This is a genomic window from Streptomyces sp. LHD-70, assembly GCF_031157275.1.
Taxonomy (GTDB): domain Bacteria; phylum Actinomycetota; class Actinomycetes; order Streptomycetales; family Streptomycetaceae; genus Streptomyces.
Map to the genome: position 1 here is coordinate 503040 of NZ_JAVIFW010000001.1, position 16835 is coordinate 519874.

At 72.6% G+C, this 16835-nt stretch carries 18 protein-coding genes and 1 other RNA gene; 9 read left to right on the plus strand and 10 right to left on the minus strand.

Annotated elements, in window-relative coordinates; all coding sequences use genetic code 11:
• Positions 1-61 precede the first annotated feature (61 nt).
• The 4 genes from RCO28_RS02245 to RCO28_RS02260 all read left to right on the plus strand — a co-directional run bounded on the left by RCO28_RS02245 (position 62) and on the right by RCO28_RS02260 (position 4059).
• Positions 62-1114, plus strand: coding sequence for an iron-siderophore ABC transporter substrate-binding protein (locus tag RCO28_RS02245; RefSeq protein ID WP_308939183.1), 1053 nt, complete (start codon positions 62-64; stop codon positions 1112-1114).
• Between the two features lie 93 nt (positions 1115-1207).
• Positions 1208-2071, plus strand: a complete 864-nt coding sequence (locus RCO28_RS02250; protein WP_308939184.1) for a Nif3-like dinuclear metal center hexameric protein — start codon at positions 1208-1210, stop codon at positions 2069-2071.
• Entirely contained in the window at positions 2068-2811 is a 744-nt protein-coding gene (locus RCO28_RS02255; RefSeq protein ID WP_308939670.1) for a C4-type zinc ribbon domain-containing protein, read from the plus strand. The genes RCO28_RS02250 and RCO28_RS02255 overlap by 4 nt, the downstream gene beginning before the upstream one ends.
• A gap of 3 nt (positions 2812-2814) precedes the next feature.
• Positions 2815-4059, plus strand: a complete 1245-nt coding sequence (locus RCO28_RS02260) for a bifunctional RNase H/acid phosphatase (RefSeq protein WP_308939185.1) — start codon at positions 2815-2817, stop codon at positions 4057-4059.
• Between the two features lie 91 nt (positions 4060-4150).
• Here RCO28_RS02260 and eda read toward each other — a convergent pair whose 3' ends face one another.
• Together eda and yaaA are read right to left on the minus strand one after the other, a co-directional pair.
• Complete coding sequence (gene eda / locus RCO28_RS02265; protein WP_308939186.1) at positions 4151-4777, minus strand: bifunctional 4-hydroxy-2-oxoglutarate aldolase/2-dehydro-3-deoxy-phosphogluconate aldolase; 627 nt, start codon at positions 4775-4777, stop codon at positions 4151-4153.
• A gap of 72 nt (positions 4778-4849) precedes the next feature.
• Complete coding sequence (gene yaaA / locus RCO28_RS02270; RefSeq protein ID WP_308939187.1) at positions 4850-5650, minus strand: peroxide stress protein YaaA; 801 nt, start codon at positions 5648-5650, stop codon at positions 4850-4852.
• 174 nt (positions 5651-5824) lie between these two features.
• Here yaaA and RCO28_RS02275 point away from each other — a divergent pair, with 174 nt between their 5' ends.
• Complete coding sequence (locus RCO28_RS02275; protein WP_308939188.1) at positions 5825-7270, plus strand: RNB domain-containing ribonuclease; 1446 nt, start codon at positions 5825-5827, stop codon at positions 7268-7270.
• Here RCO28_RS02275 and RCO28_RS02280 read toward each other — a convergent pair.
• From RCO28_RS02280 to RCO28_RS02290, 3 genes are all read right to left on the minus strand, one after another.
• A complete protein-coding gene (locus tag RCO28_RS02280; RefSeq protein ID WP_308939189.1) occupies positions 7221-7886 on the minus strand; it encodes a hypothetical protein in 666 nt (221 codons plus the stop codon). The two genes, RCO28_RS02275 and RCO28_RS02280, sit on opposite strands and share 50 nt — an antisense overlap.
• Complete coding sequence (locus RCO28_RS02285; protein ID WP_308939190.1) at positions 7883-8677, minus strand: MerR family transcriptional regulator; 795 nt, start codon at positions 8675-8677, stop codon at positions 7883-7885. The genes RCO28_RS02280 and RCO28_RS02285 overlap by 4 nt, the downstream gene beginning before the upstream one ends.
• Positions 8678-8839: 162 nt before the next feature.
• On the minus strand, positions 8840-9736 hold the full coding sequence (locus RCO28_RS02290) for an arginase family protein (protein ID WP_308939191.1): 897 nt from the start codon (positions 9734-9736) through the stop codon (positions 8840-8842).
• 168 nt (positions 9737-9904) lie between these two features.
• Here RCO28_RS02290 and rnpB point away from each other — a divergent pair.
• An RNA gene (rnpB, locus tag RCO28_RS02295) (RNase P RNA component class A) lies at positions 9905-10306 on the plus strand.
• 484 nt (positions 10307-10790) lie between these two features.
• Here rnpB and RCO28_RS02300 read toward each other — a convergent pair.
• The 3 genes from RCO28_RS02300 to RCO28_RS02310 all read right to left on the minus strand — a co-directional run bounded on the left by RCO28_RS02300 (position 10791) and on the right by RCO28_RS02310 (position 12404).
• The gene (locus tag RCO28_RS02300) at positions 10791-10961 is read right to left on the minus strand and encodes a hypothetical protein (RefSeq protein WP_308939192.1); all 171 of its coding nucleotides are present in this window, start codon (positions 10959-10961) and stop codon (positions 10791-10793) included.
• Positions 10962-10996: 35 nt separating this feature from the next.
• A complete protein-coding gene (locus RCO28_RS02305; protein WP_308939193.1) occupies positions 10997-11887 on the minus strand; it encodes a glycosyltransferase in 891 nt (296 codons plus the stop codon).
• A 97-nt stretch (positions 11888-11984) separates the two neighbouring features.
• Positions 11985-12404 (minus strand): nitroreductase/quinone reductase family protein, encoded by a 420-nt coding sequence (locus tag RCO28_RS02310; protein ID WP_308939194.1) that lies wholly within the window; start codon positions 12402-12404, stop codon positions 11985-11987.
• A gap of 225 nt (positions 12405-12629) precedes the next feature.
• Here RCO28_RS02310 and RCO28_RS02315 point away from each other — a divergent pair, with 225 nt between their 5' ends.
• The 3 genes from RCO28_RS02315 to RCO28_RS02325 all read left to right on the plus strand — a co-directional run bounded on the left by RCO28_RS02315 (position 12630) and on the right by RCO28_RS02325 (position 15007).
• On the plus strand, positions 12630-12959 hold the full coding sequence (locus RCO28_RS02315) for a nuclear transport factor 2 family protein (protein ID WP_308939195.1): 330 nt from the start codon (positions 12630-12632) through the stop codon (positions 12957-12959).
• A gap of 127 nt (positions 12960-13086) precedes the next feature.
• A complete protein-coding gene (locus RCO28_RS02320) occupies positions 13087-13725 on the plus strand; it encodes a TetR/AcrR family transcriptional regulator (RefSeq protein WP_308939196.1) in 639 nt (212 codons plus the stop codon).
• 34 nt (positions 13726-13759) lie between these two features.
• The gene (locus tag RCO28_RS02325) at positions 13760-15007 is read left to right on the plus strand and encodes a cytochrome P450 (RefSeq protein ID WP_308939197.1); all 1248 of its coding nucleotides are present in this window, start codon (positions 13760-13762) and stop codon (positions 15005-15007) included.
• 11 nt (positions 15008-15018) lie between these two features.
• Here the strand turns inward: RCO28_RS02325 and RCO28_RS02330 are convergent, their stop codons facing one another.
• Together RCO28_RS02330 and RCO28_RS02335 are read right to left on the minus strand one after the other, a co-directional pair.
• Positions 15019-15918: a PhzF family phenazine biosynthesis isomerase gene (locus RCO28_RS02330; RefSeq protein ID WP_308939198.1), complete on the minus strand. Its 900-nt coding sequence runs from the start codon at positions 15916-15918 to the stop codon at positions 15019-15021.
• A 70-nt stretch (positions 15919-15988) separates the two neighbouring features.
• Positions 15989-16747 (minus strand): SDR family oxidoreductase, encoded by a 759-nt coding sequence (locus RCO28_RS02335; RefSeq protein ID WP_308939199.1) that lies wholly within the window; start codon positions 16745-16747, stop codon positions 15989-15991.
• Positions 16748-16835: the final 88 nt, after the last annotated feature.

The window sequence follows — 16835 nt, forward strand, 5'->3', positions numbered from 1 at the left end:
GGGTTGTGCTGAACCGGAGGTGGCTTAAAGTAAGGCCAACCTAAGTACCCCTGGAGTTTCGATGTCCCTACGCCGCCGCGGCACCGCAGCCGTCGCCCTCGCCGTCGCCGCCTCGCTCTCCCTGGCCTCCTGTTCCGGCGGGGACGCCGGTTCCGGTGCCGACGGAGGCAGCGGCAAGAAGAACGGCGGCGGCAGCAAGTCCGTGGCCCAGGGCGGCGAGGACTTCGCCGAGGCCGCCGAGGCGACCGCGAAGATGGGCACCGAGGCGAAGCCCGGCGCGTTCCCGCGCACCATCGAGCACGCCATGGGCAGCACCGAGCTGAAGGCCAAGCCGAAGCGGGTCGTCGTCCTGGACGTCGGCGAGCTGGACAACGTCGTCTCGCTCGGCGTGCAGCCCGTCGGGTACGCGCCGACCGAGGGCGACGACGGCATCCCCGGCTACCTCGCGAAGGACGCGGGCAAGCCGAAGAGCGTCGGCACCATCAACGCCCTCAACCTGGAGGCGATCGCCGCGCTCAAGCCCGACCTGATCCTCGGCAGCGAGCTGCGCGCCGCGAAGATGTACCCGCAGCTCTCCAAGATCGCCCCGACCGTGTTCTCCATCCGCCCGGGCTTCACCTGGAAGGAGAACTACCTCCTCAACGCCGCCGCCCTCGACGAGCAGGCCGAGGCGAAGGACAAGCTGTCCGCGTACGAGAAGAAGGCCGAGCAGCTCGGCGCCGCCATCGACGAGGGCGGCGAGAAGCCCTCCGTCACGATGCTGCGCTACCTGCCGGGCATGATCCGCCTCTACGCGAAGGCCTCGTTCATCGGCACGATCCTCGACGACGTCGGCGTCGAGCGCCCGAAGAACCAGCAGGTCAACGACCTCGCCGCCGAGATCAGCCCGGAGAAGATCGACGAGGCCGACGCCGACTGGATCTTCACCGGCGTCTACGGCGACGCCAAGAAGACCGACCGCTCCCAGGCCGAGGCCAACCCGCTCTGGAAGAAGCTCGGCGCGGTCGAGCAGGGCCGGGCGAAGAACGTCCCGGACGAGACCTGGTACCTGGGCCTCGGCGTGACGGCCGCGGACGAGGTCCTGGACGACCTGGACGGGTACCTGGCCCGCTGACTCCGAGAGCCGCGCTTTCCGCCCCGAGCGCGGTGCGGACCGTTGTCCACAGGCGCTGATCGGCAGGGGCACGGGGAAGGTAGCCTTTTCCCCGTGCCCCGTCTCTCCGAAGTAACCGCCGCCCTGGACGCCCTGTGGCCCCCCGAGCGGGCCGAGCAGTGGGACGCCGTCGGCACCGTCTGCGGGGACCCGCAGGCCGAGGTCACGCGCGTGCTCTTCGCCGTCGACCCGGTGCAGGAGATCGTCGACGAAGCGGTCCGCCTGGACGCCGACCTCCTGGTCACCCACCACCCGCTCTACCTGCGCGGTACGACGACGGTCGCCCGCTCGCACTTCAAGGGCCGGGCCGTGCACGACCTGATCAAGAACGACGTGGCACTGCACGTCGCGCACACCAACGCCGACACCGCCGACCCGGGAGTCTCCGACGCCCTCGCCGGCGCCCTCGACCTCCGCGTCGTCCGCCCGCTCGTCCCCGACGCCACCGACCCTTCGGGCCGCCGCGGCCTCGGCCGGATCTGCGAGCTCGACCACCCGCTCACCGCGCGGGAGTTCGCGGACCGCGCGGCCAAGCGGCTGCCCGGCACCGCGCAGGGCATCCGCGCGGCGGGCGACCCGGACGCCGTGATCCGTACGGTCGCGGTGAGCGGCGGCTCCGGCGACAGCCTCTTCGACGCGGTCCGCGCGGCCGGCGTGGACGGCTTCCTCACCGCCGACCTGCGCCACCACCCCGCCTCCGAGGCCACCCAGCAGACACCGCTCGCGCTGTTCGACGCCGCCCACTGGGCCACCGAGTGGCCCTGGTGCGAGCAGGCCGCCGCCCAGCTCGACGAGATCTCCGACCGCAACGGATGGGGCCTGCGGGTCCACGTCTCGCGTACGGTCACCGACCCCTGGACCGCCCACGCGGCGTCGTCCGTCTCCGCACCCACCGACTCAACTGGAGCCCCCAACTGAACGCCGCGCCCGCCGACCAGATCCGCCTCCTCGACGTCCAGGCGCTCGACGTACGCCTGCAGCAGCTCGCGCACAAGCGCAAGGCGCTGCCCGAGCACGCCGAGATCGAGTCGCTCACCAAGGACCTCACGCAGGTCAAGGACCTGCTGGTCGCCGCGCAGACCGAGGAGAGCGACTGCGCCCGCGAGCAGACCAAGGCCGAGCAGGACGTGGACCAGGTGCGCCAGCGCGCCGTCCGTGACCAGCAGCGCCTGGACTCCGGCGCGGTCAGCAGCCCCAAGGACCTGGAGAACCTGCAGCGCGAGATCACCTCGCTCGCCAAGCGCCAGGGCGACCTCGAGGACGTCGTCCTGGAGGTCATGGAGCGCCGCGAGTCCGCGCAGGAGCGGGTCGGCGAGCTGACCGAGCGCGCCGAGTCCGTCCAGGCGAAGCTCGACGACGCCACGGCCCGCCGCGACGCCGCCTTCAAGGAGATCGACGGCGAGGCCGCCACGGTCACCAAAGAGCGCGAGGTCGTCTCCGGTTCGGTCCCGGCCGACCTGCTGAAGCTCTACGACAAGCTGCGCGAGAAGGAGGGCGGCGTCGGCGCGGCCCGCCTCTTCCAGCGCCGCTGCGAGGGCTGCCGCCTGGAGCTCAACATCACCGAGCTGAACGAGGTCCGTGCCGCCGCCCCGGACGCGGTCGTGCGCTGCGAGAACTGCCGCCGCATCCTGGTCCGTACGTCGGAGTCCGGGCTGTAGTCCATGCGCTTTGTGGTCGAGGCCGACGGCGGGTCCCGGGGCAACCCGGGCCCCGCGGGCTACGGCGCGGTCGTCCTGGACGCGGCCACCGGTGAAGTCCTCGCGGAGCGGGCCGAGTTCATCGGGGTGGCGACGAACAACGTCGCGGAGTACAAGGGCCTGGTGGCCGGTCTGAAGGCCGCCCGCGAACTCGACCCGGAGGCCTCGGTCGCGGTCCGGATGGACTCCAAGCTGGTCGTCGAGCAGATGTCGGGCCGCTGGAAGATCAAGCACCCGGCCATGCGCCCGCTCGCCGCCGAGGCCCGCGGAATCTTCCCGCCGGGGACGGTCACGTACGAGTGGATCCCGCGCGCGGAGAACAAGCACGCGGACCGGCTCGCCAACGAGGCGATGGACGCGGGCAAGCGCGGGGAACAGTGGAGTGCGGCCGACTCCACGGCCGAGCTGGACGCGCAGGACGCCCGCGCGGCACGCAACGCGGCAGCGGCCCCTGTCAGCGAGGGCCCGCCCGGCGACGCGTCGGCGGGAGCAGCCAAGGCGCGGGCGGCGCTTGCCGGTTCGCGTTCTGCGGCAGCCGCTGTCGCGCCTCAGGCCCCGCCGGTCGCGCTGTCCGCACCCGACCTCGGCCCGCCCGCCACGCTCGTGCTCCTTCGGCACGGCGAGACCGCGTTGACGCCCGAGAAGCGGTTCTCCGGAAGCGGCGGCGGTGACCCGGTGCTCTCGGCCGCCGGACGCGAGCAGGCCGAGCGGACCGCCGCCGCGCTGGCCGCGCGCGGCACGATCCAGGAGATCGTCAGCTCACCGCTGCGCCGCTGCCGTGAGACCGCGGAGACGGTCGCGGCCCGCCTCGGCCTGGCCGTGACGGTCGAACAGGGCCTCAGGGAAACGGACTTCGGGGCCTGGGAGGGCCTGACGTTCGCCGAGGCACGCGAGCGCTACCCGGACGAGCTCGACGCCTGGCTCTCCTCGCAGGACGCGGCTCCGCCGGGCGGCGAGTCCTTCGCCGAGGTCACGGCGCGGGTCGAGGAGGCGCGGGACCGCCTGGTCGCGCGGTACGCGGGGCGTACGGTCCTCCTTGTCACGCACGTCACTCCGGTCAAGACGCTGGTGCGGCTCGCGCTCGGGGCGCCGCCCGAGGCGCTGTTCCGGATGGAGCTCTCGGCGGCCTCGCTCTCGGCCATCGCGTACTACGCGGACGGGAACGCCTCGCTGCGGCTCCTCAACGAGACGTCCCACCTGCGCTACTGATCGGGCGGTCAGGCTGCGTTCCTGCCGCAGTACGGTCAGGCCGCCTGTCCTGCCGCAGTACGGTCAGGCCGCGTGTCCTGCCGCAGTGCGGTCAGACCTTCCGTACCGCCGCTGCCTCGCGGGCGAGACCCTCGATACGCGACCAGTCCTTCGCGGCGACCGCGTCACCGGGAAGCATCCAACTGCCGCCCACGCAGCCGACGTTCTTCAGCGCGAGGTACGAGGGTGCCAAGGCGGGCGTGATGCCGCCGGTCGGGCAGAAGCGGGCCTGGGGGAGCGGGCCCGCGAGGGACTTGAGGTAGGCGGTGCCGCCGGCGGCCTCGGCCGGGAAGAACTTCATCTCGGCGACGCCGCGTTCGAGCAGCGCCACGACCTCCGACGTCGTCGAGACGCCGGGCAGGAACGGCACGCCGGACGCCTTCATCGCGTCGAGCAGCGCGTCCGTCCAGCCGGGGCTGACCAGGAACTGCGCGCCCGCGGCCACCGAGTCCCGGACGTTCTCGGGGGAGATCACGGTGCCCGCGCCGACCACCGCGTCCGGCACCTCGGCCGCGATCGCGCGGATGGCGTCGAGGGCGGCGGGGGTCCGCAGCGTCACCTCGATCGCGGGCAGGCCGCCCGCCACCAGGGCCCGGGCGAGCGGCACCGCGTCCGCGGCGTCCTCCACGACGACGACGGGGACGACGGGGGCGAGGTCAAGGACAGAGCGCGAAGTCATGGCACCATCCTGCCCGGCGTATGCAGCATGCGCAAAGCCCATTGCGCATGCTGCAACAGCGTCGCGTACGGCTCAGTGGATCTCCGTCACGACCACATCGATCTGCCAGGCCTTCCCCGCCTTCGCGGGCGCCTCCGTCTCCACCGCGTACCCGAGCCCGCGCAGCGTCTCGACGAGCTCCGCCGGTGTCGCGGGCGCCGCGCCCGCCTGCAGCAGATCGCGCACGATGCGGCCCTTGGTCGCCTTGTTGAAGTGGCTCACCACGGAGCGCTTCTCCACGCCGTCGACCAGCTGCGAGTGCAGCACCCGCACCGTCGCGGTCCGGCCCGCCAGCTCGCCCTTCGGCTTCCAGGCGGACGCGTACGCGGACGAGCGCAGGTCGAGCACGAGCCCCTGCCGGGCGGCCTCCGGAAGCACCTCGGCCATGACCCCGCGCCAGTACGCGTTCAGGGCGCCGAGCCCCGGCAGCTTCACGCCCATCGAGCAGCGGTACGACGGGATCCTGTCGGTGACCCGGACCGCGCCCCAGAGCCCCGAGAACACGAGCAGCGACTTCGCGGCCCGCCGCTTCGCCGCCGCGTCCAGGGAGGCGAGGCCGAGCGCGTCGTACAGGACGCCGGTGTAGATCTCCCCGGCCGGACGCGCCCCGGCCGTGCGCAGCTCCGCGTTCTTCGCGACCTCGCCGCGCAGCCCCTCGCTCAGACCGAGCACCTCGCGCGCCTTCTCCTCGTCGGCCGCGCACAGCTCCACCAGCTCGTCGAGCACCGTCCGCCGCGCCTCGTTCAGGCCCGGCAGGGACAGCCCCTCGGCCTTCAGCGGCGCACCCCTCCCGGAGGCGGCCTTTCCCTCGGACGGAGGCAAGAGCACGAGCACGACGGGTTCTCCTTCTGCGGCGGTACGAGGCGGGGGTGCGGCCCCCGAGGCGCGGGGGTGTGGCCCCCGAGGCAGCGTAACGGCCGGAGGCGACCGGCCAGGACCGCGTCCAGGGCGAGGGGCCGGGAAAGCCCAGAACGGGAGGAAACGTACGGAACGAAATACGCTCACCCCATGCCCCGCCGCCACCTGCACGTGCCCCCCACCGCGGAGGCGACCCCGCTGCGCGCCGCCCTGCGCGAGCTGCGCGCGAGCCTCGACGTGCCGCAGGAGTTCCCGCCCGAGGTCATCGCCGAGGCGGAGGCCGCCGCACGCGAGCCCCGGCTGCCCGAGGCCGACGCCACGGACCTCCCGTTCTTCACGATCGACCCGCCCACGTCGACCGACCTCGACCAGGCCATGCACCTCTCCCGCAGGGACGGCGGCGGCTACCGCGTGCGGTACGCCATCGCCGACGTGGCCGCCTTCGTCACCCCCGGCGGCGCCCTCGACCGCGAGGCGCACACCCGCGCGGTCACCCTGTACTTCCCCGACGAGAAGGTGCCCCTGCACCCGCCGCTGCTGTCCGAGGGCGCCGCCAGCCTGCTCCCCGACCAGGACGTGCCCGCCCTGCTCTGGACCATCGACCTGGACGCGGACGGGCACCGCACCGCCGTCGACGTGCACCGCGCCCTCGTCCGCAGCCGCGCCAAGCTCGACTACGAGGGCGTCCAGAAGGCCATCGACACCGGCACCGCCGAGGAACCCCTCGCCCTCCTCCGCGACATCGGGCTGCTGCGCGAGCAGCGCGAGGTGGCGCGCGGCGGGATCTCCCTGAACGTCCCCGAGCAGGAGATCGTCGAACGCGACAACCACTACGCCCTCGCCTACCGCGCGCCCCGCCCCGCCGACGCCTGGAACGCCCAGATCTCCCTGCTCACCGGCATCGCCGCCGCCGACCTGATGATCGAGCACGGCACCGGCATCCTGCGCACCCTCCCGGCCGCCCCCGACGGCGCGGTGGGCCGCCTGCGCCGCGCGGCGAAGGCCCTGCACGTGGACTGGCCGCACCACGTCCCGTACGCCGATCTCCTCCGCGCCCTCGACCCGCGCGAGCCCAACCACGCGGCGTTCCTGCAGGAGTGCACGACGCTCCTGCGCGGCGCCGGCTACACCGAGTTCACCGGCGGCGAGCTGCCCGAGCCGCGCGTCCACTCCGCCGTGGCCGCCGCGTACACGCACTGCACGGCCCCACTGCGGCGACTGGTCGACCGGTACGCCGGGGAGATCTGCCTCGCCGCCGTCGCGAACGAGCAGCCCCCGCAGTGGGTGCTCGACGCCCTGCCCGAGCTGCCGAAGGAGATGGCCGACGGCACCCGGCGGGCCAACACCGTGGAGCGCGAGTGCATCGACATCGTCGAGGCCGCGCTGCTCCGGGACCGGGTCGGCGAGACCTTCGACGCGATCGTGATCGACGTCAAGGAACAGGAACCGGCCGTCGGCACCGTGCACTTGGAGGACCCGGCGGTCGTCGCCCGTATCGAGGGCGGCACCACCGACCTCCCCCTCGGCGAACGCCTCCGCGTCCGCCTCACGCAGGCCGACCCGGGTGCGGCGAAGGTGCAGTTCGCTCCGGCGTGACGCCTGTCCGCGGGGCCGTCCTCAGGGCCGCGACGAGTCCCTGCGGATCGTCCGCGTGGAACCGCACCGCCGTCGTCACCTCCACCCGCCGCCCCAGCGGCCGTACGAACGCCACGGGCGCCGCGAGCTCCACGGTCACCGTCGTCTGCGAGCCGACCAGGAGGTCGAGGCTGCCGTCCGGGTGCTCCTGGATCCGCTTGCCGGTGGGGTAGCGCCGCTCCACCCGGGCGCGCGCGACCGCCGCGGCCGGGATGCGCAGGTCGAGCAGATGCCCGTACCGGATGCGCAGCGAACCGTCCGCGCCCACCACATGGGGGCGGACCACACAGGCGGCGTGCAGGGCGAGCACCTGGAGCACGGTGTAGACGTCGAGGAACAGCACGGCCGCGTGCACCGCGGGCCACGGGATCAGCACCGCGAGCGCGACCGTCTCAAGGACCGCCACGAACAGCAGCCCGAACAGCATCGCCGTCTGCGGCCCCGTGTACGACACCGGCCGCGCCCCCTCGCCAACCCCGTGCCGCCGCCGCACCACCCACAGCAACAGGCTGTGCATCCCGTGCAGTTCGAGCACGGTCAGCCGTCGCACGACGCGTACGGCCTGCGCCGTGTTCATGGCCGCCCACCCCCTCCCGCACGCCGCGCGCGCTCCGCGAGCCCCGCGATCATGCGCCGTACGACCTCCGCCTGCGCCGCCGGGAAGTCCGCGAGGAACGCCTCCCCGAAGCCGCCGCCGAGCGACTGCCCGGCGTCCTCCTGAGGGATCAACCGCAGCACGGCCTCAGGCATCGCGGCCACGAGTTCGTCGCCGAGCGGCGCGATCCGCGGATCGTCTGCCGCGGCCTCCGCCAGCTCGTCCAACCGCCCGTACAGCTCCTCCACCCGGCCCACGAACTCCGGGTCGTCGGCCAGTGGCCGCAGCGCCGCGACCAGCTCGCCGCTGCCCTCGGGCCCGCCGAGCGAGTCGAACAGGGCCAGGTGCTCTCGGTCCTTCGCGGCGATCGCCGAGTCGGTCGGCCCGAGCGCGGCGAACAGCCGGGCGAGGTCCGGCGAGACGGGCCCCTCCGGCGGCAGCTCCCCGGCCCGCGCCTGCTCAAGAAGTGCGGCGAGCCGCTCCCGCCGCTCCCGGATCGCATCCTCCTGCCGCGCCAGATCCCCGTCCAACTCCTCCAGAACCTCTACGAGTTCACGCCCGGCGTCGTCCGCGAGCACGTCCTTGACCTCGGCGAGCCCGAGCCCGAGCTCGGTGAGCCGCCGGATCCGGGCGAGCTCCACGGCATGCCGCAGCCCGTACTCCCGATACCCGTTGGCCCGCCGCTCCGGCTCCGGCAGCAGCCCCTGCTGGTGATAGTGGCGCACGGCCCGCGTGGTGACCCCGGCGAGCGCGGCGATCTCTCCGATCCGCATGAGGCCAGTAGAAACGTTGACGCTGCGACAAGGTCAAGCGGTGGCGGGTCGCGCGGACCGCACGGGCTGTGTGGACTGCACGGGCTGTGCGGGGAGGGCGGGGAGGGCGGGCGGTGAGTCGGCCTTTACGCCGGGCTCTGGCGCCCGGGGACGGCCGACGGATCAGCTTTCGCGGGTGGCCCGTGCTGACAGCCCTCGGCGCAGGCACTCGGTGAGGCGGGCCGCGATGCGCCCTTCGGGGTCACGACGGGGGTTGAAGATCGTGACGTCCAGGCCGACGGCTCGCTCGTCGGCCAGCGCCGTCCGCAGCACGTCCTCCAGTTCCGGCCAGGTCAGTCCGCCGGGGATGCGGTAGTCGACGGCAGGCATGATCGCGTCGTCCAGTACGTCGACATCGAGGTGGACCCAGTACCCGGCACTCGGGCCGTCGGTGAGCCGGTCGACCGCGTGGCGTGCCGCCGCCGCGGCGCCGGCCGCACGCACATCGTCGATGCCGATGGCGTGCAGCTGTGGCGGCAGCGGCTGCATCCCGTCCTTGGCGGACTCCGCGGAATCCCGGAATCCGAAGGCGACGGCATCCTCGTCCCGGAGCAGGGGCCCACGGCCTTCGAGGTCGGTGAGCAGCCGGGGGCCGCGGCCCGTCGCCAGCGCGAGTTCCATCGAGGCCGCCTCGCCGGCCGGATCCGCCGACGGCTGGTAGAAGTCGGTGTGCCCGTCGAGGAACAGCAGGCCGTAGCGTCCTCGGCGGCGCAGGGCGAGGAGGTTGCCGAGCAGGATGCTGCAGTCGCCGCCGAGGACCAGGGGAAAGTGGCCGGTGCCGAGGACGCCGCCGACCGCGTCGGCCAGTCGCACGGAGTACTGCGCGATGCCGACGGGGTTGAGGATCCCCGTGTCGGGGTCCCGCCTCGCGTCGTACGCGGGCGGTTCGACCCGGCCGGCGCGAACCACTCCGGGGTGGTCGGCCAGACCGGCGTCGAGCAGAGCCGTCGGCAGATCCTGCACGCCGGACGGCCACAGCCCGAGCACGGACGGTGCTTCGATGATCGCGATGTCCTGCACGACTCACTCCTTCGTCCACCCAGGAACGGCTCGGACGTTGTCGCCTCCGAAACGGCTCCATACTGTCGCAGAACAGACACCTCGCCGAGTCGTCCCGGCGTCGGGGAGCGGTCGAACAGCACGTGATCCGGACGGCACGCCTGCGGGTAGCATGTTCCGCACGGCGGACGAGCCGGCCGGGCGGTCGCGGCGGGGGTTTTCGGACTCCCTCCGAGGAACGTCCGGGCTCCACAGGGCAGGGTGGTGGCTAACGGCCACCCGGGGTGACCCGCGGGACAGTGCCACAGAAAACAAACCGCCCGGCGCTTCGGTGCCGGGTAAGGGTGAAACGGTGGTGTAAGAGACCACCAGCGCCTGAGGTGACTCAGGCGGCTAGGTAAACCCCACCCGGAGCAAGGTCAAGAGGAGTGCCGCAAGGCGCTCTGCGCGGATGATCGAGGGCTGCCCGCCCGAGTCCGCGGGTAGACCGCACGAGGCCGACGGCAACGCCGGCCCCAGATGGATGACCGCCTCCCCCCGGGCCGCAAGGCCCTGGGGAGACAGAACCCGGCGTACAGGCCGACTCGTCCGCCCCTTCCGCCCGTGACCTGCGCCCTCGGGGGAGCAGGTCGCTGGGCGCTCTCCTCCTGCCAGTTCCGTGGCCAATTGCCGGGCGGCGGCGGAGGCCCGGAGATTCCGAGGCCCCTGCGGGCGCAGGCATAGAGCGCATCCCGGGCCTGACTCATCTGCTGCAGCGCGCGTGCCCACCCGGCTGGATCACTCTTGAGGCCGCGCGCGTACAACTCCATGTTCCAGACGGCCTCGTGCCATGCGCGGGCCGAGCCGATGGCATCCGCATCCCCGACGAGCAGCATCGACTCCCACTCGGCTGCGCGCTTCTATCCGGATCTGCCCCTTCAGGGTGTTCGCGTGGGCCGCGTACATGTGAAATCGCTGCTCGTCCCAACGCTCGGCCCTGGCTCGACGCCAACGACTCCCCTCTGTGAGGGCAGGGCCTCGGGGAAGATCGCCACGGTCCGGAGGCGGCGGGGGCCGCCGCGACCGCCACCTAGTCCTACAGCGACAGCAACCCGGCCCCGCAGCCGGACGGCCACAGCAGCGGCACCAGCGACACCGCCGACACCGGCGACCAGACCGTCTCCGGCTCCGAGGAACTGCTCGCCGCCGCGGTCTGACCGCCGACCCGCAGAGGTTCCCTCCGCCACTGGGTGGAGGTGAGCGCCACGCACTTGGCCTTACGGCAGTCGACGGTCCGCGGATTCAGATCAACGGGGGGCGGCCCAGACGCGTCAGGCGCCAGACCGTGCGCCACCGCATGGGTCGCCGCTCACCGCACGGAGTCCGTGCGCCCTCCAGGAACCCGCCCGCCCACGCGCGCAGCCCGCCGCGCGACCGCGTGCGGGCGAGGGTGAGCAGGGTCCACGTACCGAGGTACGCCGGGATCAGCGGAAGGGGAAGGCGGCGGCGGGCCAGCCAGACGCGGTTGCGGGCGGTCATACGGAAGTAGACGGCGTGCCGGGCGGGGGACGTCTTCGGGTGCTGGAGCAGCAGGGCCGGTTCGTAGAGGATCTTCCAGCCCGCGTCGAGGGCCCGCCAGGCGAGGTCGGTCTCCTCGTGCGTGAAGAAGAAGTCCGCGGGCCAGTCGCCGGTCTGCGCGAGCATCCGCATCGAGAAGGCGTGGCCGCCGCCCAGGAAGGACGTCACGAGCCCGCGCCGCATCGGGTCCTTCGCGCGCAGCCGCGGTACGTGCCGGCGCTGGGTCTCGCCGTGTTCGTCGGCGATGCGGAAGCCGACGATGCCGAGCCGTGGGTCGCTCGCGAAGAGGTCGCGTACGACACGGAAGGCGCCGTGGTCCACGAGCAGTCCGTCGTCGTCCAGCTCGATGACCACGTCGACGTCGCCGAACTCGCGCAGCTTGCGCAGGGCGACGTTGCGCCCGCCGGGGCAGCCGAGGTTGTCGTCGAGTTCGATGATCGTCGACTTGCCCGGCAGGCCCGGGAATTCGGGCAGCGGCGAGCCGTTGCCGACGATCACGATCCGCTCGGGCGGCACGTCCTGCGCGGCGACAGAGGCAAGCAGCGCGGCGACCTCGCGGGGACGGTTGCCCATGGTCACGACGGCGACGCCGAGGCGGGGCTTGGGTGTTGGCATGGCGGCTCCGGAGTGACGGGTGGGCGGCGGGCGGTGGTTCGGTCGCGCGATGCTAGCCGTTCGCCCTCATGCGGCCCTGCGTCCATCTCGGGGCCGCTCAGTCCGCGTCCAGATCCACCCGCACCGTCAACAGCCGCGTCCCCAGTACCCGTACCGCCGCGCTGTTGATCACCGGCAGGGAGCGGAGGCGGGTGCGGGGGTCGTCGTCGGGGACGAGGTGGGCTGTGCCGGGGTGCCAGGTGCCCTTGATGCGGACGCGGACCCTGGGGTCGGCGTGGATGTTGCGTACGTACTGCGAGCGTTCGCCGTGCTCCGAGACCAGCCAGAACGTGTCGCCGACGCGGCGGCCGTCGAGGGGCGTGTGGCGGGGGAGGCCCGAGGTGCGGCCCGTGGTCTCCAGGAGGGTCTGGGTCGGGAGGCGGCGCGTGAGGGGGTTGACGACGCGGCGCTGAAGGGCTGTGACCGCCCGGAACTTGAACTCGGCCAGTAGGTCGGAGGGTCGCTCGAAGCGTGCCATGCCGCTCAGGGTCTCACCGCGCGCCGCCCCCACCCCCCGGCCGGGTGACGCGCCGCGACCGGACCAAGGTCCGCTGCCCGCGCGGCCGATTGGTGTACGTCTCGGGCTGCCCCCAAAACCCGCCGGTTGCCCGGAACCAGTCCGAACCAGTCCGAACCAGTCCGAACCAGTCCGAACCGGCACGACACCAGCCGAACACCAGCGGAAACCAGCGAAGGAGACTTCATGAACGACGATCTGCCGGTCGAACTGCTCGCGGACCCCGCCGTACGCGCCTTCGTCGCGGCGGTCAACACTCAGGACAGGGATGCCTTCCAGAATGCGCTCACGCCCGACGCGACCATGTCGGACGACGGTACGGAGCGGAATCTCGCCGAATGGACCGAGCGGGAGATCTTCTCCTCCAACGGCAGCATGGCCGTCGAGTCGCAGTCGGACGACGGGCGCACCCTCGTCGTCCGCTACCGCAACGACACCTGGGGCGAGATGCGGACCCGCTGGCAGTTCACCGTCGAGGGCGGGAAGGTCGCGCGGTTCGATACGGGGCAGGCATGAGCCCGCTCCTCACCAGCCCTTTTCTCTTTACTAGTTGACGAGTCGTCAGTTCTGTGGGTTCCTCTCCCTGTGGCTTATATAGCCGCGCCGATATAACTTCCGGCCCCCGGCGCCCGGGGAGGGACCCATGGCTCGCCGTACGCAGGAACAGCGCAAGTCCGAGACCCGGTCCCGGCTGATCGACGCCGCCGCCGAGCTCTTCGCCGCGAAGGGGTTCCACGCCGTGTCCGCCGAGGCCGTCGCCGACGCGGCCGGGCGTACCACGGGCGCCCTGTACAGCCACTTCGGCGGCAAGGAAGGGCTGTTGCTCGCCCTCCTGGAGGTGTGGAAGGACCGCACTGCCGCCCACCTCGCGCCCGGTCTCGCCGCCGACCCCGATCCGCAGGCGCACGCCGCCGCGATGTGGCGCAGCATCACCCGCCCCGCCGGGGACCGCGGCGACTCCTGGCTGCTGCTCGAACTGGAGCTGTGGCTGCACGGGGCGCGCGACGCCCAGGCCGGTTCCCCGCTCGCCCGCCGGTACGCGGAAATCCGCCGCGAGCTCGGCGAGGGCCTCGCCGACTGGGCCGCGGCCACCGGGACCGTCCTGCCCCGCCCGCCCGAGGAGACCGGCGCCCTCGTCCTCGGTGTCCTCCTGGGCTGCGCCCTGCAACACCGGCTCGACCCGGCGGCCGTACCCGAACGGCTCGTCGTGGAGGCCGTTTCGGGTGTCCTCGGCGCCCACTCCGTACGGCCCGAAGGGCCCGAAGGGCCCGAGAACAAGTGAACCCCACCGAGCGGAACACTCCGAAGGGAACCTCATGACCTCCCTCGACATGCCCCCCAGCGACATGCCCCCCATCGACCTCCTCGAAGACACCTGGGCCGAAGGCGTGCCGCACGAGCAGTTCGCGTGGCTGCGGCGCGAGGACCCTGTGCACTGGCACGGGATACCCGGCGACACCGGCTTCTTCGCGATCACCCGGCACGAGGACGTCGTCGCGCTCAGCCGGGACCCGGAGCTCTGGTCCGTCGAGCGGGGTTCGTTCTTCGTACGGGACCAGGCGCCCGAGGCGCTGGAGAGCCTCGCGCTCACCCTCGTCGGGATGGACCCGCCCAAGCACAGCCGCTACCGGCGGCTCGTCAACGCCGCGTTCGCGCCGCGCATGATCCGCAAGCTGACCGAGGACATCGAGCGCCGGGCCGGGATCCTCGCCGACCGGGTCACGGAGCTGAGCGAACAGGGCGGCGGCGAGGTCGAGTTCGTGGCCGAGCTGGCCGCGCGGCTGCCACTGCAGGTGATCTGCGAGATGGTCGGCATCCCGGCCGCCGACGAGGACAAGATCTTCGACTGGTCCAACCGGATGGTCGGCTTCCAGGACCCGGACTTCCGTACCACCGAGGAGGACGGGCAGATCGCGGCGGCCGAGATCTACGGGTACTGCGACGAGCTGGCCGCCGCCCGCCTGAAGGAGCCGCGCGACGATGTGATCAGTGCTCTCGTGCACGGCGAGGTCGACGGGGAGCGGCTCTCGGCGCACGAGATCGACATGTTCTTCGTGACGCTGTGCGTGGCCGGCAACGAGACCACCCGCAACCTCCTCGCCGGCACCCTGCTCACCCTCGTCGAGCACCCGAAGGCGCGGGCCGAGCTGGTCGCGGGCATCGACGACGAGGCGCTGTGGGCCACGGCCACCGAGGAGTTCCTGCGCTGGAACGGCTCGATCCACAACTTCCGGCGCACCGCGAACCGCGACACCGAGCTGCGCGGCGTGCCGATCAGGGAGGGCCGGAAAGTCGTCCTCTACTACACCTCCGCCAACCGCGACGAGACCGTCTTCACCGACCCGGACGTGCTCGACCTGCGCCGCACCCCCAACGACCACCTGGCGTTCGGCGGCGGCGGTCCGCACTACTGCCTGGGCTCGGGCCTCGCGCGGACCGAGATCAAGTCGCTCGTACGAGCCCTGCTCCGCCGCTTCCCGCACGTCGAGCTGACGGGTGAGCCGCGGCGGATGCGCTCGGACTTCATCAACGGGATCAAGCACCTGCCGGTGCGGTTCAGTTAGTACCTGGGGGTCTACTCCGCGATACGGACCGCCGTGCCCGCCACGTGCACGCGCGGGTCGCCCTGGCGGAGCGTCACCGTGAGCGTGCCGGGGCGGCCCATGTCCTCGCCCTGCCGGATGACGAACTCCGACTCCTCGCCGACCAGGCCGAGCTCACGGGCGTACGCGCCGAAGGCGGCGGCCGCCGCGCCCGTCGCCGGGTCCTCGACCACGCCGCCGACCGGGAACGGGTCGCGGGCGTGGAACAGGCCGTCGGACTCCCGCCACACCAGCTGCAGCGTGGTGAGGTTCAGCCGGTGCATGAGGGCTTCGAGGCGGGCGAAGTCGTAGTCCAGGTCGGCGAGGCGGGCGCGGGTCGCGGCGGCGAGGACCAGGTGGTCGTTGCCCGCGAAGGCGATGCGCGGCGGCAGGGCCGGGTCGAGGTCGGACTCGGCCCAGCGCAGCGCGGCGAGCGCCTCGTCGAGATCGGCGCGCTCGACGTCCTTCACCTTCGGCTCGACACTGGTGAGGGTGGCGCGCAGCTCGCCGTCCACGTCGGCCACGGTGACCGGGACGGTGCCGGCCGGGGTCGCGAACACGTAGTCACCGGGGCCGCCGCCGTGCTGGGCGAGCGCGACGGCCGTGGCGACCGTGGCGTGCCCGCAGAAGTTGACCTCGTCCTTCGGGCTGAAGAAGCGCAGCGTGTACGCACGGCCGCCCGCCGGGGACAGCTCGGCGGGCGGTGCGGTCAGGAACGCCGTCTCGCTGTAGCCGAGTTCGGCGGCGATCGCCAGCTGCCGTGCGTCGTCCAGACCGCTCGCGTCGAGCACGACACCGGCCGGGTTGCCCCCGGCGGGGTCGGCGGAGAAGGCGGTGTAGCGAAGGATGTCCGGGTGGGCCGTGGAGGCTTCGGGTGCCGTGGATGCGCTCATGCCACAGCTCAACCGGGCGCGGGGCGCGGGCATTCCCGCACCCCGTACCCGGCGGTCGTACGGGAAGGGCTCAACCCCGCCCGATGAACGGCATGTTGGTGGCCATGACCGTGGCGAACTGGACGTTCGCCTCCAGCGGGAGCTCCGCCATGTGCCGGACCGTGCGGGCCACGTCGGCGACGTCCATGGCGGGCTCGGCGGCCAGTTGCCCGTTGGCCTGAAGGATGCCGCGCTGCATCTGCTCGGTCATGTCGGTCGCCGCGTTGCCGATGTCGATCTGGCTCGTGGCGATGCGGTACGGGCGCCCGTCCAGGGACAGCGACTTCGTCAGGCCCGTCATGGCGTGCTTCGTGGCGGTGTACGCGATGGAGTGCGGGCGCGGCACCTGGGCGGAGATCGACCCGTTGTTGATGATCCGCCCGCCTTGCGGTGACTGGCCCTTCATCTGCCGGAACGCGGCCTGGGCGCACAGGAACGCGCCGTTGAGGTTGGTGTCGACGACGTGCCGCCACGCCTCGTAGGGCAGCTCGTCGAGGGGGACGCCGCCGGGGCCGAACGTGCCGGCGTTGTTGAAGAGCAGGTCGAGCCGGCCGAACCGGTCCCGCGTGGCGGCGAACAGGGCCGCCACGTCCTCCTGCACCGCGACGTCGGTGCGTACACAGAGCACGTCGTCGCTCTTCGTGAGCGCCGCCGTCTCCTCCAGGGCCTCGGTGCGCCGCCCGGCGAGCGTCAGGGACCAGCCGCCGCGCGCCAGTTCGAGGGCGACGGCCCGGCCGATGCCGGAGCCCGCGCCCGTCACGATCGCGATCTTCGTTTGCGCCTCGTTCATGGCCCCGCAGCGTACGGGACGCATGGCAACGCACCGCTCATCCGTCCGCCATGCGACTGTTGTGTACGCGACAGGCCCCGGTCGTCGC

Excerpts from the sequence above, each read along its gene's own strand:
- RCO28_RS02245 (WP_308939183.1), top strand. The coding sequence starts at position 62 with ATGTCCCTACGCCGCCGCGGCACCGCAGCCGTCGCCCTCGCCGTCGCC.
- RCO28_RS02260 (WP_308939185.1), top strand. The coding sequence starts at position 2,815 with ATGCGCTTTGTGGTCGAGGCCGACGGCGGGTCCCGGGGCAACCCGGGC.
- eda (WP_308939186.1), bottom strand. The coding sequence starts at position 4,777 with ATGACTTCGCGCTCTGTCCTTGACCTCGCCCCCGTCGTCCCCGTCGTC.
- RCO28_RS02275 (WP_308939188.1), top strand. The coding sequence starts at position 5,825 with ATGCCCCGCCGCCACCTGCACGTGCCCCCCACCGCGGAGGCGACCCCG.
- RCO28_RS02280 (WP_308939189.1), bottom strand. The coding sequence starts at position 7,886 with ATGAACACGGCGCAGGCCGTACGCGTCGTGCGACGGCTGACCGTGCTC.
- RCO28_RS02285 (WP_308939190.1), bottom strand. The coding sequence starts at position 8,677 with ATGCGGATCGGAGAGATCGCCGCGCTCGCCGGGGTCACCACGCGGGCC.
- RCO28_RS02305 (WP_308939193.1), bottom strand. The coding sequence starts at position 11,887 with ATGCCAACACCCAAGCCCCGCCTCGGCGTCGCCGTCGTGACCATGGGC.
- RCO28_RS02310 (WP_308939194.1), bottom strand. The coding sequence starts at position 12,404 with ATGGCACGCTTCGAGCGACCCTCCGACCTACTGGCCGAGTTCAAGTTC.
- RCO28_RS02315 (WP_308939195.1), top strand. The coding sequence starts at position 12,630 with ATGAACGACGATCTGCCGGTCGAACTGCTCGCGGACCCCGCCGTACGC.
- RCO28_RS02320 (WP_308939196.1), top strand. The coding sequence starts at position 13,087 with ATGGCTCGCCGTACGCAGGAACAGCGCAAGTCCGAGACCCGGTCCCGG.
- RCO28_RS02325 (WP_308939197.1), top strand. The coding sequence starts at position 13,760 with ATGACCTCCCTCGACATGCCCCCCAGCGACATGCCCCCCATCGACCTC.
- RCO28_RS02330 (WP_308939198.1), bottom strand. The coding sequence starts at position 15,918 with ATGAGCGCATCCACGGCACCCGAAGCCTCCACGGCCCACCCGGACATC.
- RCO28_RS02335 (WP_308939199.1), bottom strand. The coding sequence starts at position 16,747 with ATGAACGAGGCGCAAACGAAGATCGCGATCGTGACGGGCGCGGGCTCC.